General features: G+C 54.4%; 28 protein-coding genes, 1 pseudogene and 1 riboswitch. Of the genes and pseudogenes, 24 read left to right on the top strand and 5 right to left on the bottom strand.

From position 1 onward, the window contains the following. Positions 1-7: 7 nt before the first annotated feature. The 3 genes from hpaE (at position 8) to A0V43_RS12980 (ending at position 2,941) form a co-directional block, all read left to right on the top strand. Positions 8-1,519, top strand: a complete 1,512-nt coding sequence (gene hpaE / locus A0V43_RS12990) for a 5-carboxymethyl-2-hydroxymuconate semialdehyde dehydrogenase (RefSeq protein ID WP_063193265.1) — start codon at positions 8-10, stop codon at positions 1,517-1,519. A 39-nt stretch (positions 1,520-1,558) separates the two neighbouring features. Continuing rightward, a complete protein-coding gene (locus tag A0V43_RS12985) occupies positions 1,559-2,206 on the top strand; it encodes a GntR family transcriptional regulator (protein WP_015375765.1) in 648 nt (215 codons plus the stop codon). Positions 2,207-2,473: 267 nt separating this feature from the next. After that, positions 2,474-2,941, top strand: a complete 468-nt coding sequence (locus tag A0V43_RS12980) for a flavin reductase family protein (RefSeq protein ID WP_063193870.1) — start codon at positions 2,474-2,476, stop codon at positions 2,939-2,941. 136 nt (positions 2,942-3,077) lie between these two features. On the opposite strand, the gene A0V43_RS12975 is transcribed toward A0V43_RS12980, so the two are convergent. Beyond that, on the bottom strand, positions 3,078-3,641 hold the full coding sequence (locus A0V43_RS12975) for an FAD-dependent oxidoreductase (RefSeq protein ID WP_013144288.1): 564 nt from the start codon (positions 3,639-3,641) through the stop codon (positions 3,078-3,080). A gap of 400 nt (positions 3,642-4,041) precedes the next feature. On the opposite strand from A0V43_RS12975, the gene A0V43_RS12970 reads away from it, so the two are divergent. The 6 genes from A0V43_RS12970 to A0V43_RS19845 all read left to right on the top strand — a co-directional run bounded on the left by A0V43_RS12970 (position 4,042) and on the right by A0V43_RS19845 (position 9,387). Then, on the top strand, positions 4,042-5,874 hold the full coding sequence (locus A0V43_RS12970) for a pyruvate kinase (RefSeq protein WP_236930824.1): 1,833 nt from the start codon (positions 4,042-4,044) through the stop codon (positions 5,872-5,874). Between the two features lie 177 nt (positions 5,875-6,051). Further along, positions 6,052-6,615 carry a biotin transporter BioY gene (locus A0V43_RS12965; protein WP_013144290.1) on the top strand — a complete coding sequence of 188 codons (564 nt, stop codon included), beginning with the start codon at positions 6,052-6,054 and terminating at the stop codon, positions 6,613-6,615. 4 nt (positions 6,616-6,619) lie between these two features. Beyond that, entirely contained in the window at positions 6,620-7,336 is a 717-nt protein-coding gene (bioD, locus tag A0V43_RS12960; protein WP_063193263.1) for a dethiobiotin synthase, read from the top strand. Beyond that, entirely contained in the window at positions 7,326-8,705 is a 1,380-nt protein-coding gene (gene bioA / locus A0V43_RS12955; RefSeq protein ID WP_063193262.1) for an adenosylmethionine--8-amino-7-oxononanoate transaminase, read from the top strand. The genes bioD and bioA overlap by 11 nt, the downstream gene beginning before the upstream one ends. A gap of 232 nt (positions 8,706-8,937) precedes the next feature. After that, positions 8,938-9,150, top strand: coding sequence for a hypothetical protein (locus A0V43_RS12950; RefSeq protein ID WP_063193261.1), 213 nt, complete (start codon positions 8,938-8,940; stop codon positions 9,148-9,150). A gap of 96 nt (positions 9,151-9,246) precedes the next feature. Continuing rightward, positions 9,247-9,387 (top strand): hypothetical protein, encoded by a 141-nt coding sequence (locus tag A0V43_RS19845; RefSeq protein WP_164834593.1) that lies wholly within the window; start codon positions 9,247-9,249, stop codon positions 9,385-9,387. 214 nt (positions 9,388-9,601) lie between these two features. On the opposite strand, the gene A0V43_RS12945 is transcribed toward A0V43_RS19845, so the two are convergent. Together A0V43_RS12945 and A0V43_RS12940 are read right to left on the bottom strand one after the other, a co-directional pair. Beyond that, positions 9,602-9,937 (bottom strand): spore coat protein, encoded by a 336-nt coding sequence (locus tag A0V43_RS12945; RefSeq protein ID WP_020755111.1) that lies wholly within the window; start codon positions 9,935-9,937, stop codon positions 9,602-9,604. Positions 9,938-9,952: 15 nt separating this feature from the next. After that, positions 9,953-10,210 (bottom strand): hypothetical protein, encoded by a 258-nt coding sequence (locus A0V43_RS12940; RefSeq protein WP_063193260.1) that lies wholly within the window; start codon positions 10,208-10,210, stop codon positions 9,953-9,955. Between the two features lie 164 nt (positions 10,211-10,374). Here A0V43_RS12940 and A0V43_RS12935 point away from each other — a divergent pair, with 164 nt between their 5' ends. Further along, positions 10,375-11,292, top strand: coding sequence for a proline dehydrogenase family protein (locus tag A0V43_RS12935; protein WP_063193259.1), 918 nt, complete (start codon positions 10,375-10,377; stop codon positions 11,290-11,292). Between the two features lie 227 nt (positions 11,293-11,519). On the opposite strand, the gene A0V43_RS19210 is transcribed toward A0V43_RS12935, so the two are convergent. Next, a complete protein-coding gene (locus tag A0V43_RS19210; RefSeq protein WP_015375753.1) occupies positions 11,520-11,669 on the bottom strand; it encodes a YuzL family protein in 150 nt (49 codons plus the stop codon). A gap of 182 nt (positions 11,670-11,851) precedes the next feature. Between A0V43_RS19210 and A0V43_RS12930 the strand changes: the two genes are divergently transcribed. The 12 genes and pseudogenes from A0V43_RS12930 to A0V43_RS12875 all read left to right on the top strand — a co-directional run bounded on the left by A0V43_RS12930 (position 11,852) and on the right by A0V43_RS12875 (position 22,671). Next, entirely contained in the window at positions 11,852-14,239 is a 2,388-nt protein-coding gene (locus A0V43_RS12930) for a 3-hydroxyacyl-CoA dehydrogenase/enoyl-CoA hydratase family protein (protein ID WP_063193258.1), read from the top strand. 26 nt (positions 14,240-14,265) lie between these two features. Next, positions 14,266-15,438: an acetyl-CoA C-acetyltransferase gene (locus A0V43_RS12925; protein ID WP_063193257.1), complete on the top strand. Its 1,173-nt coding sequence runs from the start codon at positions 14,266-14,268 to the stop codon at positions 15,436-15,438. A 136-nt stretch (positions 15,439-15,574) separates the two neighbouring features. Next, a complete protein-coding gene (locus A0V43_RS12920; RefSeq protein ID WP_063193256.1) occupies positions 15,575-17,359 on the top strand; it encodes an acyl-CoA dehydrogenase family protein in 1,785 nt (594 codons plus the stop codon). Positions 17,360-17,424: 65 nt separating this feature from the next. Continuing rightward, the gene (locus tag A0V43_RS12915; protein WP_063193255.1) at positions 17,425-17,790 is read left to right on the top strand and encodes an arsenate reductase family protein; all 366 of its coding nucleotides are present in this window, start codon (positions 17,425-17,427) and stop codon (positions 17,788-17,790) included. Positions 17,791-17,888: 98 nt separating this feature from the next. Beyond that, positions 17,889-18,272 (top strand): glycine cleavage system protein GcvH, encoded by a 384-nt coding sequence (gene gcvH, locus A0V43_RS12910; protein ID WP_063193254.1) that lies wholly within the window; start codon positions 17,889-17,891, stop codon positions 18,270-18,272. Positions 18,273-18,347: 75 nt separating this feature from the next. Next, positions 18,348-18,581, top strand: coding sequence for a YusG family protein (locus tag A0V43_RS12905; RefSeq protein WP_063193253.1), 234 nt, complete (start codon positions 18,348-18,350; stop codon positions 18,579-18,581). Between the two features lie 97 nt (positions 18,582-18,678). Further along, positions 18,679-19,038 carry a toprim domain-containing protein gene (locus tag A0V43_RS12900; RefSeq protein ID WP_063193252.1) on the top strand — a complete coding sequence of 120 codons (360 nt, stop codon included), beginning with the start codon at positions 18,679-18,681 and terminating at the stop codon, positions 19,036-19,038. Next, positions 19,035-19,352, top strand: a complete 318-nt coding sequence (locus A0V43_RS12895; RefSeq protein WP_063193251.1) for a thioredoxin family protein — start codon at positions 19,035-19,037, stop codon at positions 19,350-19,352. Before A0V43_RS12900 ends, A0V43_RS12895 begins: the two co-directional genes overlap by 4 nt. A 145-nt stretch (positions 19,353-19,497) precedes the next feature. After that, positions 19,498-19,845 (top strand): hypothetical protein, encoded by a 348-nt coding sequence (locus tag A0V43_RS12890; protein ID WP_063193250.1) that lies wholly within the window; start codon positions 19,498-19,500, stop codon positions 19,843-19,845. A gap of 74 nt (positions 19,846-19,919) precedes the next feature. Continuing rightward, positions 19,920-20,029: riboswitch (SAM riboswitch) on the top strand. A gap of 87 nt (positions 20,030-20,116) precedes the next feature. After that, positions 20,117-21,145, top strand: a complete 1,029-nt coding sequence (locus A0V43_RS12885) for a methionine ABC transporter ATP-binding protein (RefSeq protein ID WP_063193249.1) — start codon at positions 20,117-20,119, stop codon at positions 21,143-21,145. Then, positions 21,135-21,803: a methionine ABC transporter permease gene (locus A0V43_RS12880; protein WP_020961126.1), complete on the top strand. Its 669-nt coding sequence runs from the start codon at positions 21,135-21,137 to the stop codon at positions 21,801-21,803. Before A0V43_RS12885 ends, A0V43_RS12880 begins: the two co-directional genes overlap by 11 nt. A gap of 14 nt (positions 21,804-21,817) precedes the next feature. Further along, positions 21,818-22,671: pseudogene (locus tag A0V43_RS12875) on the top strand (MetQ/NlpA family ABC transporter substrate-binding protein). A 105-nt stretch (positions 22,672-22,776) separates the two neighbouring features. On the opposite strand, the gene A0V43_RS12870 reads toward A0V43_RS12875, so the two are convergent. Then, the gene (locus A0V43_RS12870; protein WP_063193248.1) at positions 22,777-22,968 is read right to left on the bottom strand and encodes a hypothetical protein; all 192 of its coding nucleotides are present in this window, start codon (positions 22,966-22,968) and stop codon (positions 22,777-22,779) included. 270 nt (positions 22,969-23,238) lie between these two features. Between A0V43_RS12870 and A0V43_RS12865 the strand changes: the two genes are divergently transcribed. Both A0V43_RS12865 and A0V43_RS12860 read left to right on the top strand, forming a co-directional pair. Further along, the gene (locus A0V43_RS12865; protein WP_063192197.1) at positions 23,239-24,519 is read left to right on the top strand and encodes an IS110 family RNA-guided transposase; all 1,281 of its coding nucleotides are present in this window, start codon (positions 23,239-23,241) and stop codon (positions 24,517-24,519) included. Positions 24,520-24,916: 397 nt separating this feature from the next. Next, positions 24,917-25,279: a carboxymuconolactone decarboxylase family protein gene (locus tag A0V43_RS12860; RefSeq protein ID WP_063193247.1), complete on the top strand. Its 363-nt coding sequence runs from the start codon at positions 24,917-24,919 to the stop codon at positions 25,277-25,279. Positions 25,280-25,500: the final 221 nt, after the last annotated feature.

The following is a 25,500-nucleotide window of genomic DNA, read 5'->3' as shown; positions in this document are numbered from 1 at the left end:
GAAACGAATGGCAGTGCAACCAAAAGCGCTTCATTATATCAATGGGCAGTTTGTGGAAGGGGCAGCCGGTGCGCATTTCGACAACCTCAATCCGTTTACGAACAAACCGATCAACGAAGTGGCCGAAGGGCGGAAAGAAGACATCGACGCAGCGGTCCGGGCGGCAAAGGAGGCGTTTGATCACGGGCCGTGGCGGACGATGCCGGTTGAAAAGAGGCTCCGTTATTTGTTCCGCATTGCCGAGCTGATTGAAACATATGCGGATGACATCGCCTATTTAGAGGCGCTCGACACCGGCATTCCGATCAGCCAGGCGAAAAAGCAAGCCGCCCGCGCGGCGGAAAACTTCCGCTTTTACGCGGAAATGGTGAAGACGCGCCTTGTCGGCGAGGCGTACCATGTGAATGGACAGTTTTTAAACTATACCGTTTATAAACCAGTCGGCGTCGCCGGGCTCATCACGCCGTGGAATACGCCATTTATGCTGGAAACGTGGAAGGTGGCTCCCGCGCTGGCGACCGGCAACACCGTCGTCTTGAAGCCGGCCGAATGGTCGCCGTTGACGGCGAATAAACTGGCGGAAATCATCGATGAAGCCGGGCTGCCTCGCGGGGTGTTCAACGTCGTGCACGGGTTTGGCGAAACGGCGGGCGCCGCATTGGTTGCCCACCCGGATGTGCGCCTCATCTCGTTTACCGGCGAGACGACGACCGGCATGGAAATTATCCGCAACAGCGCCGCAACGTTGAAAAAAACATCGATGGAGCTCGGCGGCAAGTCGCCTCTCATTGTGTTCGCCGATGCGGATCTCGAACGGGCGCTCGATGCGGCGGTTTGGGGGATGTTTTCGCTCAATGGCGAACGGTGCACGGCCAACTCGCGGCTTTTGCTTGAACAGTCGATTTACGACGAATTTGTCGCCCGGCTCAAAGAGCGCGTCGACCGCATCGTCATCGGCGACCCGATGAACCCGGCGACTGAACTCGGTCCGCTCATTCACCGCGATCATTGGGAGAGGGTGAACCGCTATATTGAGATTGCCAAGCAGGAAGGGGCGGACGTCTATGCCCCCAGCGTTCCGAAAGGGCTGGAGCGGGGTAACTTTGTGCCGCCAACGTTGCTGCTTGGTTGCCATAACGGCATGAGGGTGGCGCAGGAAGAGATTTTCGGACCGGTCATGGCGGTCATGTCCTTTGCGGATGAAGAAGAGGCGATACGGCTGGCGAACGATGTGAAATACGGGCTGGCGGCATACGTCTGGACGAACGATATGAAGCGCGGCCACCGCGTCGCCCAAGCGATCGAAAGCGGGATGGCGTGGGTCAACTCACCGAACGTCCGCGATTTGCGCATCCCGTTTGGCGGGACGAAATACAGCGGCATCGGCCGCGAAGGTGGGCATTACAGCTTTGATTTCTATACGGAAGTGCAAGTCGTCCACGTCGCCGTCGGCGATCCGCCGATCCCCGCGTTCGGCAAGGGGGAGAAACCGACCGCCTTGTCTGCCGAACAGGCATAACGACTAGTCAATGTATATGATCTAGTATATGATAAACGTATGGAAACGAAAGCGAAAAACAAAACCCAATTGGCTTACGAGTATATTCTTTCCCGCATTGAAAACGGCGTCTATGGCCCGGGATACCGCGTCGTCATCGATCAAATCGCCCGCGAGCTCGGACTCAGTAGCATCCCGGTGCGCGAGGCGATCCGCCAGCTCGAGGCGGAAGGGCTTGTCGAATTTAAGCCGTATACAGGCGCCGTTGTGAGCAACATCAACGAGAAAGAATATATCGAGACGCTGTCGGTGTTGGCTGTGCTGGAAGGCTATGCGACCGCGCTTGGCTCCGCCAATTTGACGAAGGAGGCGATCAACGAGCTTGAGCGGTTGAACGAACGGATGGAGCGGGCGCTTGAAGAGCTGGAGCTGGAACGGTTCAGCGAGCTGAACTATGAATTTCATTCCTTGATTTACGCCCATTGCGGCAACGCCTACCTCGAAGAGCAAATCAAGCAAATTTGGCAGCGGATGAAGCGCATCCGCGTGTACGGATTTACGTTTGTCCCGCAGCGGGCGAAAGCATCGATCGAAGAACATCGAGAGATCATCCGTCTGTTGCATGAACAGGCGCCGCCGCATGAAATCGAACAATACGTCCGTCAACACAAAATCAACACCGCCGAAGCGTTTAAGCGGCGGCGCTGATCTTCTTCCGCTGAGCGGGTGGCGGAGGCATACCTTGGAGCGGCGGGCCGCCGATGACAGCGGTAGATCGTCGTTGTGTCTTTCCCCTATTTCTGCTATGATGGGGGTAGATTTGACCCTCATTTCGGCATGAATGGGGCCTAGCCATAGAGGCAAGATGTCGGACGAAGCGTCCGTCGTGTGGAAACATCAAGAAGGAAAGCCGCCCAACCGCCAGCGGAAGGCGCAGGGCGGCTGATGACGAAAAGGGAAGGATGGGAGAACCGTATGGATGATCGTACATTTCGCAGAGCCATGGGAAAATTTGCGACCGGCGTGACGGTCGTGACGACCGACTTTCAAGGGGAAGCGAAAGGAATGACGGCGAACGCGTTTATGTCCGTTTCGCTCGACCCGAAACTTGTCGTCGTCTCCATTGGCCATAAAGCGCGAATGCATGACATTGTCAAGCAAACGGGGAAATTTGCCGTCAACATTTTGCGGCGCGATCAAGAGGAGTTGTCGCGCTTGTTTGCCGGCCAGTTGAAAGAAGAGCGCCCCGTTTCGTTTGATTGGGTGAACGGCCATCCGATTTTGCCGGAGGCGTTGGCGAATATTTTATGCAATGTCCACAGCTCGCATGTAGCCGGCGATCATACGCTTTACTTTGGGGAAGTGACCGACATTTTCATGAAAGACGAACCGGGCGACCCGCTCTTGTTTTTTGAAGGGAAGTACCGGAGCATTGGACAATAAGCGCCCTTGGATGGATCGGGGCCGCTATGTCGATGCGGGTACGACGCAACAGGCAGTTCAGCCCGTCATCTTGCGTCCCGGCCGTTTCCATGGCGCTATTAGAAAAGGTGTCCCGCTGTTTGGGACACCTTCGTTGTTATTTTTTCAATACATCGTGATCAACGTACCGTTCGCCGTTCAGTTCGCTGATGACGTTGATGGCGACTTTCGCCCCGTCGCCCGCCGTGATGATCGTATGAACGCTGACGCCGGCCACCGTCCCTGCCGCCCAAATGCCGTCGATGTTCGTTTTGCCATTGGCGTCGACGTCAATCACCGTTTTAATGCGCGGCTCCGTGCCCGGTTTGGTGCGCAGGCCGATTTTTTCCGCGAGATCCGTGGCGACGCCGGTGGCGAAGATGACGTGTTTCGCTTCATAGGATCCGGTTTCCGTTTCAAGGCGGAATCCCCCGTCTGTTTTTTGCACATTTGTCACTTGCGTTTCCACCAATTCCGCCCCGAATTTTGCGGCTTGCTTTTTCCCGGTTTCCACCAATTCCGGGCCGCTGATTTCCGGAACCCCGTAATGGTTTTCCACCCAAGCGCGCTTTGTCATGCCTTTGTCGCTGTCAAACAAGACCGTTTTCTTCCCGGCTTTGGCGGCGAAGATCGCAGCGCTTGCCCCCGCAGGCCCGGCGCCGATGATGGCGATGTCGTACATGGTGAACCCCTCCTTCTTTTGAATATTGGCACTATTATTACCTTATCACAAATGGAAAAAGAGGCCAAATGATCTGCTTTTTATAATTATTATCATTTTATATTTACTTTAAATAATTTGAGGTGTATAATAGATACCGAACACGCAGCAAAGGGGAGGAAACGCGTGAATAAACCGGCCATTTGTGAACAGTGCGGTCAGCCGTTGCGGCGGCTGAAACATTCGCTGCTTTGTCAATGCGGGATGAAAATTGTCGTGCAAAAATAATACAGCGAAAAGCGGCTTCTTGTTTCTGTCGCATTCAACCGGCGAATGGCGCCGGTTTTTTTATCTTCTCATTTACGAAAGCAGCGAATATATAAAAATAAAACTGTATTTTTCACAAGGGTTGGTGCCGCTGATGCACGACAAACGAGATTTGGGCGCCCGCTTGGCCGCCTTTCACCGAGGGATGGCGGAGTGGGTGGGACAAAAGCAGAAGTATTTTCCTCTTCCATCCCATGAAGAGAGCCGGGATCAGTTGCTTGCTTACTTATATATGAGGGAGCATATGCCGTCGGATTTGCGTGAAGCGATGGAAGACGCCGGATGGCGGCTCGAGGGGCAAGAGGCTCATCTCATCGACGCGATCGAACAAGTTTTGGCCTATTTGCGCACGCGGGTTGATGGCGGATGGGAGCTTCGAAAGATGACAAGAAAGGAAGCGAAACAGTTGCTTCATAAACGGGCGGAGGCAGTGTTCGGAAGCCCAAGTTCTGTTCGGCCGACACGCATTATGGTGACGATGGACGAGGCATGGGTGGATGAGCCGGGGCTGATCGAGCGGCTGCTTCTTTATGGCATGGACATCGCCCGCATCAACTGCGCCTACGGTTCTCCGGAAACGTGGGAGGCGCTCGTGGCCATCATTCGTCAAGCCGAGAAGCAGTTGGAGCCACAGCTGCAGGGGAGGCGATGCCGCATTTACATGGATCTGCCGGGGCCAAAAATCCGGGTCGACCGCTTGGCGGTCAACGCGGGGCCGATGAAGCTCTCTGTGAAGAAAAATCTATATGGAGAGCCAATGGAGCCGCTCTTCGGCCTCATTTCCTTCTCTTCTTCCCCGCCGCCGTCTCCGCTCCCCCGCGATGTTTCATTCTTGTGGCAGTTGACGGCTGAGGACGGAGCGACCGTCGAAGAAGGGGATGAACTGCTGTTTACCGATGTGCGCGGAAAAAAACGAAAACTTCGGGTCACTGAACAAATCGCGCCGTCTTGTTTTAAAGTTCTTCTTTCGCGGACGGCCTATGTGCAAAAAGGGATGAAACTGCGGCGCGGGTCGGCTTCTTTCACTCTATGTTCTGTTTTGTTCATTCCAATGAAAGCGTTTGTCACGGTCGGTACACCGCTGTATATTTATTTCGATGACGCTGCGTTTGCACAGGCGCAGAATGGCTGCGGTGTGAAAATGACGACGACGTTGGCGAAAGCGTGGCGCAATGTGCGGGCGGGAGACCGCCTTTATTTGAACGACGGCCAAATTGCAGCGCGGGTCGTGAAAGTGCACGAGCGGCATGTAGAGGCCAAAGTCGTTGCCGATGGCGGAAAGCGAAAAGCGATTAAGCAAGGAACGGGCATCCATCTTCCCGATTCGTTTCTCCATTTGACGGTTCCGCCGCTCACCGACCGCGACCTTGAATGGATTCCGTTCATCGCGAGATGGGCGGATATCGTCGGGCTGTCGTTTGTTCAGGCCCCTCATGACCTGCGAAAGCTTTATCATTTGCTTGCCGAACAAGGGGCTGGTTCTCTCCCGGTGATCGCGAAAATCGAAACGCGGGCGGCGCTTCATAACTTCGTTCGCATCTTGCTTGAGGGATTGAAGTTTCCGGCGTTTGGTGTGATGATTGCGCGCGGCGATTTGGCTCTGGAGATCGGATTTGAACATCTTGCGGCCGCACAGAACGACGTTTTGGCGCTATGCCGGGCGGCTCACATCCCGGTCATTTGGGCGACGCAAGTGCTTGAACAAATGGCGAAAAAGGGAATTCCGTCGCGCGCGGAAATCTCAGATGTTTTTCTTGGAAAACAGGCGCAATGCATCATGTTGAACAAAGGAAGGCATATTGCGGAGGCGGTGCGCTTATTGTCGTCGTTGTTGGAAAAGGAGGAGAGGCAGAGTGGATCGCTGGCGATGCCGAAAACGGACGGCGAACGGATGAACCTGCTTAACTTGTGGGAGGATGAAGGGTGAGCGTTGGCCACTGCTTCCGCCGTCTGTTTGAGAAATGAGCCGCGCCAAAAAAGGAGTCCTGCTGTGTTAGGGGGCTCCGTATTTTTTGTCTAAATGTAAACCTATATAAAAATAAAGTTGACAAATAAAAAACATATCAGGCACAATAGAAACAAATATTTGGAGAGGAGGGGAAACGTGCACATCCGTTCCTTTGTTTGGGCAGCCTTTTTTGCCGCGCTGACGGCGGTCGGCGGATTCATCAAAATCCCGGTGCCGTATGTGCCGTTTACGCTGCAAATCGCCGCAGTCTATTTGTCGGGATGTCTGCTTGGTCCAAGAACAGGAGCGCTCAGCCAGATGCTTTACGTGTTGATCGGGCTGGCGGGCGCACCGGTGTTTGCGGAAGGAGGCGGGCTCGGTTATATTTGGAAGCCGACGTTTGGGTACTTGCTTGGCTTCATTGCTGGAGCGTATACGTGCGGCTCGCTTGTGCACCGCTTTCAATGGACAAGAGCGCAGGACATATGGAAGGCGAATTTGGCGGCATTGTTCGTCGTGTATGCGTTTGGCTGCACGTGGCTGTACATAGCAATGAAATGGATCGCGGAGACTCCGCTTTCCATCGGCCAAACGCTATGGTTCGGCTTTCTTCTTCCGGTGCCGGGGGATCTCGTGCTTTGCGCCGTTTGTTCCGTCGTGGCGGCGCGCGTATGGCCGCGCGTCCGACCGATCATGATGACTCGAGGGATGGGGGGATAAGAGAATGGGGCAAGCCATTTTCATGACGGGAACAGGAACAGAAATCGGCAAAACGGTCGTCACTTCCATCGTGGCGTTGGCGCTGGAGCGGCTTGGGATGAAGGTCGGCGTGTTTAAACCGGTTCAGACTGGACTGGCCGAAGACGGGGTGTCGTTTGCCGAACAATATTGGTACGAACGAGTGGCGAAGATTCCGACATCAGAAGGCATGTACTATATGGAACCGGCGATGTCGCCGCATTTAGCGGCGAAGTTGACCGGCACGTCCATCGAACCAGAGAGGGTGGCCGAACGGTTGGAATGGCTTACGCAGCGCTATGATGTGGTGCTCGTCGAAGGAGCGGGAGGGTTGGCCGTTCCGTGGTGCGAGCGCGATGGACGATGGTATATGACGAGCGATTTTGTCCGCGACTATGAGGTGCCGGCGATTCTCGTGTCGCTCTCAAGCCTTGGTGCGATTCATCACGCGGTGACGACGGCAGCCTATGCGAACGCACAAGGCATCCGCCTGCTTGGCCTGATGTTCAATCAGTTTCAGGAGCAGGAGATTATCCACCGAAACAATGTCGAAACGATCGCCGCCTTGCTTCGGCTGCCGGTGCTGGCGGTCGTGCCGCTCCTTCCTGCAGTCTCAAGGCGGGAACTGGAAACCTTAGCTCAGCGTTGGATCGAACAAGGAAAGGCGAAACAATTGCTGGAGGTGCTTAGCGTTGGCGTATAGCTACGAGCAATTGGAACAGTGGGACAAGCAGTACGTCTGGCATCCATTTACGCAAATGAAGCAGTATGCGAAAGAACGTCCGCTGATCATCGAACGCGGACAAGGAAGCTATTTGTACGATGTCGACGGCAACCGGTACTTGGACGGCTATGCGTCGCTATGGGTCAATGTCCACGGCCATAACGATCCGGAGCTGAATGCGGCGCTTCGCGAGCAATTGGAGAAAATTGCCCATTCGACATTGCTTGGTTCGGCGAATGTGCCGTCGATTTTGTTGGCCAAACGGCTGCTTGAATATTGGCCGCACATGTCAAAAGTGTTTTATTCCGATACCGGGGCGGCGGCGGTGGAAATCGCGCTCAAGATCGCCTATCAGTATTGGAAAAACATCGACCCGGTCCAATATGCGAAGAAGAACAAGTTTGTCTCGTTGAAGGAAGCGTACCACGGCGATACGGTCGGGGCGGTGAGCGTTGGCGGCATGGAAACGTTCCACCGTATTTTTGCGCCGCTTTTGTTTAAGCGGATCGAAGTGCCGTCGCCGTACGTGTACCGTATGGATGAATACGGAAGCGAGCAGGAGATCGTCTGCTATTGTTTGCGCGAGCTGGAACGGGTGCTTGAGGAGCAGCACGATCAAATCGCCGCGGTTGTCATCGAGCCGCTTGTGCAAGGAGCGGCGGGGATCATCGTCCATCCGCGCGGGTTTTTAAAAGGAGTGGAAAGGCTTTGCCGCCGGTATGGGGTGCTCTTCATTTGCGACGAGGTCGCCGTCGGCTTTGGCCGCACCGGCACGATGTTCGCTTGTGAGCAGGAAGAGGTGAAGCCTGATCTTGTCTGCCTTGGGAAAGGGATCACGGGAGGATATTTGCCGCTCGCGGCCACACTGGTCACGGAAGAGATTTATGCGGCATTTCTGGGCGATGTGGACGAAGACAAAACGTTTTACCACGGCCATACGTACACGGGAAACCAGCTCACTTGTTCCGTTGCGCTGAAAAACATCGAGCTCATCGAAAAACGCGGCTTGATTGACAGCGTCAAGCGGAAGGCGCGCCGGCTGGCCGAATGGCTTGAGCGGTTGTATGAAATTCCGATTGTCGGCGACATCCGGCAAAAAGGCTTGATGTGCGGCATTGAAATCGTGAAAGACCGAAGAACGAAAGAAGTCTTTCCGCGCGCGGCCATGGTGGAGCACCGGATCATCCTCGAAGCGCGCCGGAGGGGGCTTGTCATCCGTCCGCTCGGCCCGGTGTTGACGTTCATTCCGGTTCTCTCCATGAGCGAAGACGAAATGGCTGAGGCGGTGCGTATTTTGTTCGATTCGATCGTCTGTTTGTACGATCAAGTGCAGGCGGAGCTTGTATAAGCGGGAGGCGGCGGACAGCCGCCTGTTTTTGTTTTTAGAATATACTAGAAATAAGAGAAAATAATTTCCTTTAATGAAAATATCTTTTAGAAAGAAGCCTTCCTTTGCATTCACGGATCGATGATTTGGGAGAAATCGCCGTTTTTCACCAGCCTTCTAGGTACTGGCCTAAGCAGCGGGCGTTTTTCCTGCATACAGTGGGACTAAAGCAAAGCGGAAGGGGGGAAGAAAGATGAGCCATCTCCAAGTGGCGGATGAGCGCATTTGGCGGCCGTGGGGCTTTTGGCGGCCATGGGGCTTTGGGTTTTGGCGGCCGCGCCCGTTTTTCTTCGGCGCTCCGTTTTTTGGCGCTCCATTTTTCGGTGGCTTTTTAGGCGGCTTGCTTGGGAGCGCATTGGTCCCGCCGTTTTTCTATCCGTGGTGGTATGGCCCGATTTGGTGGTGAGAAAACAGGCGAAGGGTGGGCGGACGGCCCACCCTCTTTTCTTGTTGTTGCATATGAATAAAGTGTAGCATTCTAGCTTTGGGGAAAGGAGAAGGAATGATGCTATTTCCAGGATTGTTGTTTGGCGCCCCATTTGTCGGCGGCTTCTTGGGCGGACTGCTCGGCGGCGCGTTGGCTCCGCGGCCCTTTTATCCGCCGTATCCGCCATACCCGCCGTATCCAGGCTGGTGGTATTAATCGTCTATTCATGAAAGAATAAGCATCCCTGTGGAACAAGAAGGGATGCTTATTCAATGATCCCGGTGTCGCGGATGCGGACGTCCGCTGTTTGCAGCATGCTCCGTACCGATTCGGATGGCGCTGCCATCCTTTTCTCCCCTTTCTGCACCCGGTCTTCTTAACGGATTGAGAAAGAGGATGTCCTCCTGCTGTTCGGACATCCCTCGTTTTGTTATTGCATGGCATTTCGTTGATAAGGGAGCTGATTCGTATACCCTTGGAACTGCTGGTACGTTTGCTGAAGCTTTTGCGGATCGGCGGCTTCAAGCTTGTACCATCCTTTTTTGAACATCAAATTGTACAAGTCGCGCTGACAGTTTTGCGTTTCAGTGAAAATATTCATCATATCTTGATATAACGGTTGGTTGCTCGCTTCATGCAAGTACACGCTGTATGACAACGTCATGTATTTTTCTGTTGTCAACATGTCGTTTAGAAAATCGCGTTCGTTCATTTGCGGCGTTTTCGGCACTTGCATCTCCGGATTTTGCACTTGTTTCGTGTTCATGCATCGTTCCTCCTTTCACATCACCGGCGGCTGCGGCGGAGTTTGCAAATGGCGCAAAATTATGTCGTAATGGCGCTGATGCATCTGTCCAGCGCGCTCGATCGCCTGCACCACTTCAGGGTCTCGGCATTGTGAGGCGAAAAAGTGCGCTTTTTTCGCCGCGAGCAAGTTCCACGACATCATGTCGGAAAAATACATGGCGTCTTTTGTGGACACCATTTGCGGCGGCTCGGGCATCGCCGCCTGCGGGTTCATTTGTGGTTGCTGTTGCATCGTTGTTCGCTCCTTTCGTCGGTTGTTCGCTTGTAGATTGTGCAGAGAGTGGAAAATTATGCGCATATAAAAAATAAACCGTGGGGAAAAAACATATTCAATTGAATTGAAACATGGTACAATAAGAATGGTGAATGCGTTTCCATACAAGGAGGCTTGCAACAGTGGAGCAGTTGATGCGCGATTTTTTCCTGTTCTTATCGAAAAATAAAACATTGACGAAATGGGCGAAACGATACGGCCTTCGCTTCGGCGCTTCACGGTTTGTCGCCGGCGAAACGATCGAGGAAGCAGTGCGCGTCATCCGCCAGCTGAACGAAAAAGGATTGGCGGTCACGGTCGACTATTTGGGTGAGTTTGTCGACAATGAGCAGGAAGCGAATGAGATGGCGCGCCATTGCTTGGAGGCGATTGAGGCGATCAGCCGGGAGAAGTTGAACTCGCAGCTGTCGCTGAAAATGACATCGATGGGGCTTGATATTTCCGATGAGCTTGTCATGCGCAACATGCGCCGCATTTTGGATGCGGCAAAACAGAGCGGCGTGTTTGTGACGATCGATATGGAAGACTATTCGCGCTGCCAAAAGACGCTGGACATTTTTAAAATGTTGAAAAAAGAATACGACAACGTCGGCACGGTGCTGCAGGCGTATTTGTACCGGACGGAACAAGACATTGAAGATTTAAAGCCGTACCGCCCGAACTTGCGGCTCGTCAAAGGAGCGTACAAAGAGCCGCCTGAAGTGGCGTTTCCGGATAAAAAAGATGTCGATGAGAACTTTAAGAAGATCATTAAAATGCATTTGCTAAACGGCAACTATACGGCGGTGGCGACGCATGACGACGCCATCATCGAATATACGAAGCAGCTCGTCAAAGAATACAACATTCCCAACAGCCAGTTTGAATTCCAAATGCTGTACGGCATCCGCCCGGAGCGCCAACTCGAGCTGGCGCGCGAAGGATATACGATGCGCGTGTACGTTCCGTACGGCACGGACTGGTATGGCTATTTTATGCGCCGGCTCGCCGAACGGCCGGCCAACGTGGCGTTTGTTTTAAAAGGCATCCTCCGCAAGTAGGGGCGCAAAACAGGGGAAAACGCCGGCGGCCGCTGAGCGTTCGGGCGCAGAAGAGGACAGGCATCCAGCGAGCGGCCATGAAGTCGGTTTCCATTTTAAACCATGGCCGCTGCATATCCCGAGGCGTCGGGCGGTCATTTGAGGGAAAGGCCGTTCAGATCGTGCGGCCTTTCTTTGCTTTTCCCTATATCTGCAGCTATGACAGGCGGGAGCTGACGATGTGGGCGTCAGCTCCCTTGCATGTTGTGCTTTTTGTACTGCTGGTTTTGGCTTGTCCGTTTGCCGCCGCCGTCGGCTTCGACCGTCGGGCCGGCGTTTCCTTTGACGCTTGCGGCGCTGACGCCGCGTTCAGACGGATTTTTTTTCAGCCGGGCCATCGTCTTCACCTCCTGTTTGTTAGTATGGATGAAAGAACGGCCTCGATGTGAAAAAAATATGCGCAAATATATTGCGAAAATTACCAACATACTATATATTGAATATAGAGAACGTTTTCACGGCTATTTTTTTCGCCGAAAAATGAATGATGATTCATTCAATGGTGTGAGGGGGAACCGAAATGGCAAAACGCATTCGGCGCGCCGCGGTGCTTGGGTCCGGCGTCATGGGTTCGGGCATTGCCGCCCATTTGGCGAACGTCGGCATTCCGACGCTGCTGTTGGATATCGTGCCGCGGGAATTGACGAAAGAGGAAGAAGCAAAAGGTTGGACGCTCGAGCATAAACAAGTGCGCAACCGCCTCGCCAATCAGGCGTTGGAAAGGCTGCTCAAGCAAAAACCGGCGCCGCTCATGTCCAAAGACAACATCGCTTTGATTGAAACGGGCAACTTCGAGGATGACTTCCACCGGCTCGCGGAAGTCGATTGGATCATTGAAGCGGTCGTTGAAAAGCTGGAAGTGAAAAAAGAAGTCTTCGCTCGCGTCGACGAGGTGCGGACGCCGGGGGCGATCGTCAGCTCAAACACATCCGGCATCTCGATCGCTGCGATGGCGGAGGGGCGTTCGGATGATTTCAAAAAACACTTTTTAGGCACGCATTTCTTCAATCCGCCTCGCTATTTGAAGCTGCTTGAGATCATCCCGACGGAGCATACGGATTCGGATGTGGTCGCCTATATGAAATCGTTCGGCGAAGACGTGCTCGGCAAAGGCGTCGTCATGGCGAAAGATACGCCGAACTTCATCGCCAACCGGATCGGCACGTATGGGTTGCTTGTCACCGTCCGCGAGATGATGCAAGGCGGCTACAGCGTCGGCGAGGTCGATTCGGTGACGGGGCCGCTCATCGGCCGGCCGAAAAGCGCGACGTTCCGCACGCTTGACGTCGTCGGGCTCGATACGTTCGTGCATGTCGCCAACAATGTGTATGAAAACGTCGAAGGGGAAGAAAAAGAGGCGTTCCGCGTGCCGGAGTTTATGAACACGATGCTTGAAAACGGCTGGCTCGGCAGCAAATCTGGACAAGGGTTTTTCCTCAAGCAAGGAAAAGACATTCTCGAGCTGAACTACGTCACGATGCAATACGAGCCGCGCAAAAAGCTCGTCACCCCGGCGGTGGAAATGGCGAAGCAGGCGAAAGGAACGGCCGCCAAGTTGCAAACGCTCGTCTATGCGGACGGCGACCGCGCGGGAACGCTCCTTTGGAACATCATCGCGCCGACGTTGCTGTATACGGCGCGTCTAGTCGGCGAAATCGCTGACGACATCGTGGCGATCGACCGGGCGATGAAGTGGGGGTTCGGCTGGGAGCAAGGTCCGTTTGAACTGTGGGATGCGATCGGCCTCGAGAAGTCGGTGCGCAAAATGCAGGCGGAAGGGCGCGACATCCCGTCGTGGATCACGGACATGCTCGCCGACGGAGCCACATCGTTCTATAAAACGGAAAACGGCCGGCTGTTCTATTATGCGCTGGGCGGGTATAAAACAGTAGAAGAAAACGAAAAAGTCATCCACATCCGCCGGCTGAAGGAGGCGCGCGGCGTCATCAAGAAAAATGCCGGCGCCAGCCTCATTGACCTCGGCGACGACGTGGCGCTTCTGGAGTTCCATTCGCCGAACAACGCGATTGGCGCCGATATTGTCCAAATGATCAACGAGGCGCTTGAGGAAGTCAACCGCAACTACAAAGGGCTCGTCATCGGCAACCAAGGGAAAAACTTCTGCGTCGGCGCGAACTTGGCGATGATGCTCATGGAGGCGCAAGACGAAAACTTTTTTGAATTGGAACTTGCCGTTCGCCAGTTCCAGCAAGCGCTTCTCAAAATGAAATACAACCCGAAGCCGGTCGTCGTCGCGCCGTTTGCCATGACGTTAGGCGGCGGGGCGGAAGTGAGCTTGGCGGCTTCGCGCATCCAAGCGGCGGCCGAGACGTACATCGGGCTTGTCGAAGTCGGCGTCGGCTTGATTCCGGGCGGCGGCGGCAACAAGGAGCTGTACATCAAACGGTTGAACAGCCTGCCGCGCGGCGTGGACGTCGACTACGTCAAAATCGCGGCCAGCGTATTTGAAACGATCGCCATGGCGAAAGTGTCGACGTCAGCGGCGGAAGCGCGCGAGCTTGGCTTCTTGAATCACCGCGACGGCATCACGATGAACGGCGACCATCTGCTGTATGAAGCGAAACAGGCGGTGCTCTCGATGTATGAGGAAGGGTACCGGCCTCCTGTAAGGAAGAAAGTGCCGGTGGCCGGCGAAAGCGGCTATGCCGCCATGCTGCTTGGGGCGCAGTCGATGTTCCATTCCGGCTACATCAGCGAGCACGATTTGAAAATCGCGAAAAAATTGGCGTATGTTCTAGCCGGCGGCAAAGTGCCGTACGGAACGGAAGTCGACGAGCAATATTTGCTCGATCTCGAGCGCGAGGCGTTTTTGAGCCTCATCGGCGAGCCGAAGACGCAAGCGCGCATGCAGCATATGCTTGTGAAAGGAAAACCGCTCCGCAACTAAAGCGGAGGAGATCAAGGGGGATTGGCGTGAGAGAAGCGGTCATTGTCGCAGGTGCGCGCACACCGGTCGGCAAAGCGAAAAAAGGAACGCTCGCCCACGTGCGGCCGGATGATTTAGGGGCGCTCGTCGTCAAAGAAACGATCAAGCGCGCGGGGAACTATGAAGGAAACATTGACGACTTGATTATCGGGTGCGCCATGCCGGAGGCGGAGCAAGGATTGAACATCGCCCGCAACATCGGCGCGCTCGCCGGGCTGCCGTATACCGTGCCGGCGATCACGATCAACCGGTATTGCTCGTCCGGTTTGCAGGCGATCGCCTATGCGGCGGAACGGGTGATGCTCGGCCATTCCGATACGGTCATCGCCGGCGGGGTCGAATCGATGAGCATGGTGCCGATGATGGGGCATGTCGTCCGCCCGAACGCCCGCTTGGCGGAAGAAGCGCCGGAATACTACATGTCGATGGGGCACACGGCCGAGCAAGTGGCGAAACAATACGGCGTCAGCCGCGAGGACCAAGACGCGTTCGCGGTGCGCAGCCACCAGCGCGCCGCCAAGGCGATTGCCGAAGGAAAATTCAATGAAGAAATCGTGCCGGTCGAGGTGACGGTGCGCAAAGTAGAAGGCAACAAACTCGTTGAGGAGAAAGTCGTCTTTACACAAGATGAAGGCGTGCGCCCGGACACGAATATGGAAACGCTCGCGAAACTGCGGCCGGCGTTTGCGGTAAACGGCACCGTCACCGCCGGCAACGCGTCGCAAATGAGCGACGGGGCGGCGGCGGTCATGGTGATGGACCGCGAAAAAGCGGAGTCGCTCGGCTTGAAGCCGCTCGGCAAGTTCCGCTCGTTTGCCGTCGCCGGCGTGCCGCCGGAAGTGATGGGGATCGGCCCGGTCGCGGCGGTGCCGAAAGCGTTGAAGCTGGCCGGCCTTGAGCTGTCCGACATCGGTTTGATCGAGCTGAACGAAGCGTTCGCCTCGCAATCGATCCAAGTCATCCGCGAACTTGGATTGGATGAAGACATTGTCAACGTCAACGGCGGGGCGATTGCTCTAGGCCACCCGCTCGGTTGCACGGGCGCGAAGCTGACCTTGTCTTTGCTTTACGAAATGCGGCGCCGCAACGTGCAGTTCGGCATTGTGACGATGTGCATCGGCGGCGGCATGGGCGCGGCCGGCGTGTTTGAGCTGCTGTAGCGGCAGCTGACATCAAGCGGGCTTCATCAGCTCGCGCGAGGCATGCATCCGCATTTGCCCGGCTGCATGGAACGTCTATTTCCCGGGCGGCGTTGCCGCCCGGATCATCAATCATCTTTCGGGGAGGAAATCAACGATGGCCAAAACGATGGAAGAAGCGATCAAAGGCGGCAGCTTTTTGATTGAAGACATTCCGGCCGAGCGTGTCTTTACGCCGGAAGATTTCACCGACGAGCATCATATGATTGCCAAAACGACGGAAGAGTATGTCAACAATGAAGTGCTCCCGCAGCTCGAGTATTTGGAAAACCACGAGTTTGACCGTTCCGTGAAATTGCTTCGCAAAGCGGGCGAGCTCGGCTTGTTAAGCGCTGACATTCCGGAAGAATACGGCGGTTTGGGCCTAGATAAAGTCAGCTCGGCCATCATTGCAGAAAAAATGGCGCCGGCCGGCGGTTTTGCCATTTCGCACGGGGCGCACGTCGGGATTGGCTCGCTGCCGATTGTGTTGTTTGGCACGGAAGAACAAAAACAAAAATATTTGCCGTATTTAGCGACCGGCGAAAAAATCGCCGCCTACGCCTTGACGGAGCCTGGCTCGGGTTCGGACGCCCTCGGCGCGAAAACGACGGCGAGATTAAACGCGGAAGGCACGCATTACATTTTAAACGGCGAAAAACAATGGATCACCAACTCCGGTTTTGCTGATGTGTTTGTCGTCTATGCAAAAGTCGACGGCGAACATTTCACCGCGTTCATCGTGGAACGCGACTTCCCGGGCGTTTCAACTGGTCCGGAAGAAAAGAAAATGGGGATTAAAAGCTCGTCGACAAGAACGCTCATTTTGCAAGATGTGCCGGTGCCGAAAGAAAACGTGCTCGGTGAAATCGGAAAAGGCCATGTCATCGCCTTCAACATTTTGAACATCGGCCGCTACAAGCTTGGGTTAGGGGCGGTCGGCGGCGCGAAGCGGGCGTTGGAGATCACGCTCAAATACGCCAATCAGCGCCAGCAATTCAAACGCCCGATTTCACAGTTTACGTTGACGCAGGAAAAATTCGCGACGATGGCGTCGCGCCTGTATGCGGCGGAAAGCTCGGTGTACCGTACGGTCGGCTTGTTTGATGAACGGATGGGCCTGCTTGATGCGGAAAAAGCGAAAGACGGCAAGGAAGTGGCGAAATCGATCGCCGAATACGCGATCGAGTGCTCGCTGAACAAGTTTTTCGCGACCGAGGTGCTCGATTACATCGTGGACGAAGGCGTGCAAATCCACGGCGGCTACGGCTTCATGCAGGAATACGAAATTGAGCGAGCCTACCGCGATTCGCGCATCAACCGCATTTTCGAGGGGACGAACGAAATCAACCGCTTGCTCGTTCCGGGCATGTATTTGAAAAAGGCGGTAAAAGGCGAGCTGCCGCTCTTCCAAAAAGCGCAGCAGCTGCAAGAAGAGCTGATGATGATGACGGCCGAAGAACCGGGAACGGGCGCGCTCGAACAAGAGAAATATTTGGTGCGCAACGCGAAAAAAATCGCCTTGATGGTCGCCGGCTTAGCGGCGCAAAAATACGGCCAGCGCATTGAAGAAGAGCAAGAAGTGCTTGTGAACATCGCGGACATTGTCTCGAACGTTTACGCGATGGAATCCGCGCTCTTGCGCACGGAAAAAGCGATTCAGGCGAGCGGTGAGGAGAAAAACAAACAAAAATGGCTGTACACGCAAATTTTCTGCCAAGAGGCGTTCAATGAAATTGAGGCGCATGCGAAAGAAACGCTTGTCGCCGTCGAACAAGGCGACACGCTGCGGATGATGCTCGCCGCGCTCCGCCGGCTGACGCGCCATACGCCGATCAACGTGATCGCGAAAAAACGCGAAGCGGCCGCCGCGCTCATTGAAGCCGAACGGTATATTGTGTGATAATGGGAAGTGCCAGGCAGACTGCCTGGTGCTTCTTCTTTATGTCTTGACAGGGAGGAATGGCGATGGCGTATATGTTGTATTGGTATCCAAAATGCGGAACGTGCCGGAAGGCGAAGCGTTGGCTCGATGAACACGGCATTGAGGTGCAAACAGTGCATTTGGTCGACGAACCGCTGACGAAAGAAGAGCTCGCTGACCTGCACCGAAAAAGCGGGCTGCCGCTCAAAAAATTTTTTAATACGAGCGGCATGAAATACCGCGAGCTTGGCTTGAAGGACAAGCTCGACCGCGCATCGGAAGACGAGATGCTCGATTGGCTCGCCTCGGACGGGATGTTGGTCAAACGGCCGATTTTGACGGACGGCGAGCGGGTCGTCGTGGGCTTTCGCGAACAAGACTACGAGGCGTTTTTCGCCAAGAAGGCATAAAATTTTTTGCAAAATCGCGTCAAGACAGTGAGTTTTATTGAAAAATCGGTTATGATGAAGAAGAACATATTTTGATTTTGCTGCGATGGAGGGATTCGATGAACACGCCGAAAGAACTTCGTTACACAAAGGAGCATGAATGGGTGCGCGTGGAAGGAGAGAACGTGCGCGTCGGCATTACGGATTACGCCCAATCAGAGCTTGGCGACATTGTCTTTGTCGAGCTGCCGGAAGTCGGCGCGGAGGTTGTGGCGAACGAGCCGTTCGGCAGCGTTGAATCGGTGAAAACGGTCTCGGAATTATATGCGCCGATCAGCGGCACGGTCGTGGAAGTGAATGAGGCGTTGAACGACCATCCAGAGTACGTAAACGAATCGCCATATGACAAAGCATGGATGATCGTCGTCAAACCGAACGATTTGAGCGAAATCGACAATTTGTTGACGGCGGAACAATACGAGGCCATGATCAACGAAGGATAAACGTTCCTGCAATCTTCGCTTCGATTCGGGCACTCTATACATACCGGAATTTGATTGAAAAAAGGGGTGCTCGCGATGCTGCAAACGAAGCACATGGATGTCACGGACCGGATCATCGGCAAACTGAACGGCCGCTCGCTGGAGTTGTACGAGGAAGGAGAGCTCATCGGGCGCCTTCCGCTTCCGGCGGCCGTCCCGTTGAAAAATGGGTATACCGAACAAAACGGGCGAATTTTCAAGCAGGTGACCGCTACCGTTGAACCGAACCAAAAATATGTCGACTGCGACGGGGAAGCGGGCTGGTGTTGACAGGCAACGGTGCGATGCCGTTGCTTTTCTTTTTCCACCTTTCGCCGGCGCAAGGCATACAATATCGTATCACCTTTCGAAGTAAGGTGGGTCGGACATGCAACGCGTGGAAAAAGTCATCATTGTGGAAGGGCGATCGGACAAGCAAAAGGTGGCGGCCGTCCTGAAAGAGCCTGTCATCATCCTTTGCACAAACGGCACGATCAGCGACGCGCGCCTGGAAGAATGGGCTGATGAGCTGGAAGGATATGATGTGTACTTGTTGGCGGATGCCGATGAGGCGGGAGAAAAATTGCGCCGGCAGTTTCGCCGCATGCTTCCAGAATCGGAGCATCTTTACATTGACCGGGCGTACCGTGAAGTGGCGGCTGCTCCGATTTGGCACTTGGCGCAAGTGTTGCTGCGCGCCGATTTCGACGTCCGCATCGAATTGCTGATGAAAGGGAGAGGCGAGTGAACGCGATCGATCGAAACGATGTCAAGCGAGTGGTGGAAGGCGAGCCGCTTCTCGCCCTTTACTTGTACACCCCGCTGTGCGGCACGTGCCAGCTGGCGCGGCGGATGCTTGTGGTGGTGGAGAAGTTGTTTCCGGCGCTTCCGTTTTACGAAACGGACATCAACTATATTCCCGAACGAGCGGCTGAGTGGAAAATTGAAAGCGTTCCTTGCCTGCTTCTTTTTCAGGATGGAGCGATCGCAGGCAAGTGGTATGCCTTTCATTCCGTTCCGTATTTGTACGAAGTGATTCAAGCACGCTTGCCGGTCAAGTGATTCGCCTTTTTTTGACGCTGTTTGACACATTTCTTGGGAAATGACAAAAACGGCGCTCGTTCGTCAACGGGTTGTCGAGATTTTTGTAAAGGATTTCTCCTCTTCAGGTGGAAGTGAAAAAATAAAAATGGGGGAGGGGATATCCATGGAAATGCGTGAATTAGTCGGGCAGTTCGTGGAACGGATGCAAGCGTTGCGTCATTTGATGCCGATTTTGCCGGATGAGCAGCTGTGTGTTCGGTTTGAAAGTGGGGATGAAACCGCCTTGCTGTTGATCGGCAAGGAACCAGCCGCTTTAGGGATGGAACACGATGAACGGAAAACATTGACCGTGCGCGGCTCCAAAGAAGCGCTCGCGTCCTTGCTGAACGGCGAACTGAAGCTGCAGCAGCTCGTCCGCCTGCAAGAAGTGCACGTGTCAGGAAGCTTCCGTCAGCTGTTGCTTCTTGAATCGCTCCTCCATTTGGCTAAACCGTATCGGCATGTTGGGTGAAAAAATTGTTGACAGCGTTCGACAAGCGGTGATACAATCACATTCGTAAATCAATTGCATAGGCGATTGTTGCGCTCTTATCAAGAGAGGTGGAGGGATGTGCCCAATGAAGCCCGGCAACCGTCAGCGCGTGCGCTGAAATGGTGCCAATTCACACAAAGCGGCCTGCTTTGAGAGATAAGAGACGGAATGGTGCACAATACCTTTCTGTTCTCTGCGGGCAGAAAGGTTTTCTTTTTGCGCTCTGCCGCTTGGGAAGGAAGGTGAAACGATGATTACACTCGAACAAGTGACAAAAATCTATCAAGCGGCCAACGGCTCAGTCACGGCCGTCGACAATGTGTCGCTTGAGATTCGCGAAGGAGAAATTTTCGGCATTATCGGCTACAGCGGCGCGGGGAAAAGCACGCTCATCCGCTTGCTCAATGGGCTCGAGAAGCCGACGAAGGGCCGGGTGGTCGTCGCCGGGCGCGATATGACGCGCGTGAAAGGGCGGGAGCTGCGCAAGGCGCGCCAAGAAATCGGGATGATTTTTCAGCACTTCAACTTGCTTTGGTCTCGCACAGTCAGGGAAAACATTGCCTTTCCGCTTGAAATTGCCGGCGTTCCGAAAGAGGAGCGGAACAAGCGGGTGGATGAATTGATCGAGCTTGTCGGCCTTTCCGGGCGCGAGGATGCCTACCCGTCGCAGCTGAGCGGGGGACAAAAGCAGCGCGTCGGCATCGCCCGGGCGCTCGCCAACAACCCGAAAGTGCTGCTTTGCGACGAGGCGACATCGGCGCTCGACCCGCAGACGACCGATGCGATTTTGGACTTGCTCGTTGACATTAACAAGCGCCTCGGGCTGACGATTGTGCTCATCACCCATGAGATGCACGTCATCCGCAAAATTTGCGACCGCGTCGCCGTGATGGAAAACGGTCGAATCGTTGAGCAGGGCGAAGTGCTGCACGTGTTCCGCAACCCGCAGCAGCCGATCACGAAGCGGTTCGTCAAGCAGCTCGTCGAGCCGGAAGAGACGGAAGAAGCGGTTTCGCATCTGTTTGGCCAATACCCGAACGGGATAATCGCGCAGTTGACGTTCGTCGGCGCGGCGGCCGGCCAGCCGCTCATCAGCCAGGTCGTGCGGCAATTTGCCGTCGATATGAATATTTTGCAAGGGAAAATTTCGCAAACCCATCAAGGCGCTTATGGGGTGCTGTTTGTGCACATCGACGGGGCGAGGGATGAAATCGACCGGGCGCTTGACTATATTCAACGCCAGCAAGTGGCGGTGGAGGTGATTCACGATGCTCGCTAACCTCCTGCCGAACGTGCAATGGGAGACGATGTGGGCGGCGACGGTCGAGACGCTGTACATGACCGGGGTGGCGGTGGCGGCCACTTTCGTCCTCGGAATCGTTCTTGGCTTGCTTCTATTTTTGACAGCGAAGGGCAACCTATGGGAAAACCGGTTTGTCAATACCGTGATTGCGGCGTTTGTGAACATTTTCCGCTCCATTCCGTTTATTATTTTGATCATTTTGCTCATTCCGTTTACCACCTGGCTTGTTGGGACGATGCTTGGCGCCAATGCGGCGCTGCCGGCTTTGGTCATTGGGGCCGCGCCGTTTTACGCCCGCATGGTGGAGATTGCCCTTCGCGAAATCGACAAAGGCGTCATCGAAGCAGCCCAAGCGATGGGCGCCTCAACGTGGACGATCATTTGGAAAGTGCTGCTGCCGGAATCGTTGCCGGCGCTCGTCTCCGGCATTACGGTGACGGCCGTGTCGCTCGTCAGCTATACGGCGATGGCTGGAGCCATCGGCGCCGGCGGGCTTGGGAACTTGGCGTATTTGGAAGGATTCCAGCGCAGCCATAACGATGTGACGTTTGTCGCGACCGTGTTGGTGCTCGTCATTGTCTTTGTCATTCAGTTGATCGGTGACGTTGTCACTTCCAAAATTGATAAACGATAAGGAGGAAGAAAACGATGAAAAAATGGCTTGGCGCCCTGTTCGCTGCTGTTCTTGTCTTCGCTTTGGCGGCGTGCGGTGGCAACGACAACAACAACGCGGCCGAGGGGGCAAAGACGGCGAATTGGTGAAACTGAAAGTCGGCGCGTCGAACGTGCCGCACGCGGAAATTTTGGAAAAAGCGAAACCGATTTTGAAAGAAAAAGGCATCGACTTGGAGATCATTACGTTCCAAGATTACATCTTGCCGAACAAAGCGTTGGCTGATAAAGAAATTGACGCCAACTACTTCCAACACATTCCGTACTTGGAATCGCAAATGAAAGAACACGGCTATAATTTCGTCAACGCCGGCGGCATTCACATTGAGCCGATCGGCCTGTATTCCAAAAAATACAAAAGCATTGAAGAGCTGCCGGATGGCGCAACGATCATCATGAGCAACTCAGTCGCCGACCATGGCCGCATTTTGTCGATGCTGCAAGAAAAAGGGCTCATTAAATTGAAACCGGGCATCGATAAAACGAAAGCGACGGTCAACGACATCGTCGAAAACCCGAAACATTTGAAATTTAAAGCGGACGTCGATGCTGGACTTCTGCCGCAAATTTACAAAAACGGCGAAGGCGATGCGGTGCTGATCAACGCCAACTATGCGCTTGACGCCGGTTTGGATCCGGCGAAAGACCCGATCGCCGTGGAGTCGCCGAAAAACAATCCGTATGTGAACATTATTGCGGTGCGCAAAGGCGATGAAAACCGGAAAGAAATCAAAACGCTTGTCGAAGTGCTGCAATCGAAAGAAATTCAAGATTTCATCAAAGAAAAATACCACGGCGCCGTCATTCCAGCGGCGACAAACAATCAATAACGGAAGCGAATCGCTTCCGTTATTTTTTGCACAAAAAAGAGCCGCCCGAAAGTTCAAAACCGTTTTGGATGGAGAGACGCCGCGGCCGGTCTGTTTTCCCGCGCTTCATCGGTTGTTCAAACGCGCCAGTACGGCGGCGAGCATGACGATGATGACGCAGTTTTGCAGGGCGACCACTGTCGTTAAACTGAAGATGACGTCCCCGTGTTCATCGAGAATGCTGCCGATGATGATCCATGCCAAAAACGAAGCGAAAGCGGCGGTTAAGGCAAAGACAACCCAACGAATCAATGGCATTGCCCCCTTTCCTATGATGATGGAAGTGGAACAGAACCATTCGTTTTCATCATGACATTCCGTCGATGTTGGCGAAACGGTGCTGTTTCCACACGCTTTCAATACCATTCGTTGTTTAATTTCGTTTTCCTTCATGCATACTAACAGCGGATAAACAAAAAAAGGAGCATTCCCGTTAGGAGCTTTTCCGGGGACTTGATCAAAAAAAGCCCTCTTGGTATGATGCAGGGGTGTCAAACACATCACTCACCATACCAAGGAGGACTTCAGATGAATTGTACACAAAACTATAAAATTGATCAAGTCACCGAACAAACGCTTGTGGTGGGCATCGATATCGCGAAACGAACCCACTACGCCTGCTTCGTGGATGACCGGGGGCGTGTGCTTCGCAAATCGTTCCCGATCTTCCAGTCGAAAGAGGGCTTTCGCCAGCTGTATGAAGCGATTCAGGAGGCGATGCAAGCGTTCGGGAAGTCAGAGGTGATCGTCGCGGTGGAGCCGACCGGGCACTACTGGTTGAACCTCGCCTACTTCCTTGAGGAGCACGAGATCCCGTTGGTCATGGTCAATCCGGCGCATGTGTGCCGGTCGAAAGAACTCGATGACAACCTGCCGACGAAACATGACGCCAAAGACGCCCTAGTCATCGCCAGACTGGCGAAAGACGGACGATTCCTCGTCCCCCGGCTGCTGCACGAGATCGAAGCCGATTTGCGCGTCGGGAGCACGCTCAAAGAGAAGCTCCGCAAGGAACAGACGGCGGTGAAAAACGCGATCGTCCGCTGGACCGACCGATATTTTCCAGAGTTTTGGACGGTGTTTCGCGACCTGGGGAAAACGGCGCTTTCGGTGCTGGAGTGGACGCCGCTTCCAGCCGATATGGCCGGCCGGACGGTGGAGGAGCTTCTTGAGGTGTACCGGCAAAGCGAAGGGCTGAAATGCCCGCAGAAGGCCAAAATTCAGGCGTTGATCAACGCCGCGAAGGACTCGATTGGGGTGACGGAAGGGACGACGATGGCCCGGTTTGAGATCGCCGCGCTCGTCCGCCGATACCGCCAATTGGAGGCTGAGATCGCCGCGTTGGACGCCGAGTTGAAGGCGTTGGTTCAAACGACGATGGAGTATCAATGGCTGAAAACGGTCGACGGGTTGGGAGACGCCACGATCATCGATCTGCTGGCGGAGATCGGCAGCTTCGCCCACTATCGGGACCCGCGTCAATTGGTGAAGTTGGCGGGCCTGACGCTCAAGGAGAACTCCTCCGGCCAGCGCAAAGGGCAAAAGCACATCTCCAAACGGGGACGGAAACGGCTGCGATCGGTGCTGTTTCGGGCGATGATTCCGCTGATTCGGCACAACGAGGCGTTTCGCGAGCTGCATGAGTATTATACGACCCGCCCCGTCAATCCGCTGACCGGAAAGCAGTCCATCGTCGCCTTGTGCCGGAAGCTGTTGAATGTGCTGTTTGCGATTTGTACGAAGAAACAAGCCTTTGACGCGGAGCGAATGAAACAGGACGTCTTGTCCCAGGTGCAACGGGCGGCCTAAGGCCTCCCCCTGCGAACGGAAGAATCGTTGGACAACAGGATGACACCGGAGAAGCTGGCGTGATTGTATCCATTCGACCTTGAGTCCCCAAAGGAGCTTGGCCGGCCTCCGCCTGATGACGAGACCGAACGAGGGAATGTTGGCGCAAAGACGCCCGGAGACATGGGAGGGTTCGTCCTCATCAGCGACGCGGAGATCCAAAGGGTGCATCGAATACGCTTCCTCCCACGGCAGGAAAATATGTCCAGCCGTGGCCGCGAAGCGCACCCTAGGTCTGTAAGATATCCACAAAACTGAAAAAGAATGTAAGGGATTTTGTCGAAAAATATTTTTTGGACACCCCTGAGGGGCCGAAAAGCCTTGATAAATCAACATTTCTAGAGGGAGGAAAACGATCATGAACAGCGAAGCACATGCATCGGTCGAATCCGCCCTTCACCGCTACAAAGAAGGGATAGGGGCGTTCACCCAAAAACTTCCGAACGTAGCCGAGCGGTTTAACGCGTTTACGGAAGCGTGCTTTGCCGAGGGGGCGCTGTCGAAAAAAGAAAAACAATTAATCGCCCTCGGCATCAGCCTGGCGGCGCAAGACGAGTATTGCACGATTTACCATACGAAAGGATGCCTTGACGAAGGAGCGTCGGAACAGGAAATTTTGGAAGCATGCGCGGTCGCAGCCGCGTTTGGCGGCGGGGCGGCGATGAGCCAGGCGGTGACGCTCGTGCAGGAATGCCTCCGCGAGCTGCGGACCGCTCACTAGACTCCGGAAAAAAACGGGGTCTTTTTTTGCAAAAACTCGTACAAGCTTGCGGTTTTCGTGTAAAATAAATAAAAGATGCGGTTTTTCACACGGCCATCGTGAAAAACAGAGCAGGGAAGTTGCAGGCAGTTTTCATTTGTTATAAAATTGTAATGAGAATAAAATGAGAATGAGCGATCGCTAGAAGACAAGCGAGCGAATTGACTCTCAATTGAGAATTG

It is taken from the genome of Geobacillus sp. JS12 (assembly GCF_001592395.1).
Lineage (GTDB): Bacteria > Bacillota > Bacilli > Bacillales > Anoxybacillaceae > Geobacillus > Geobacillus zalihae.
The sequence above is the reverse complement of the archived record's forward strand: the minus strand, read 5'-3'. Positions and strand labels throughout refer to the sequence as shown.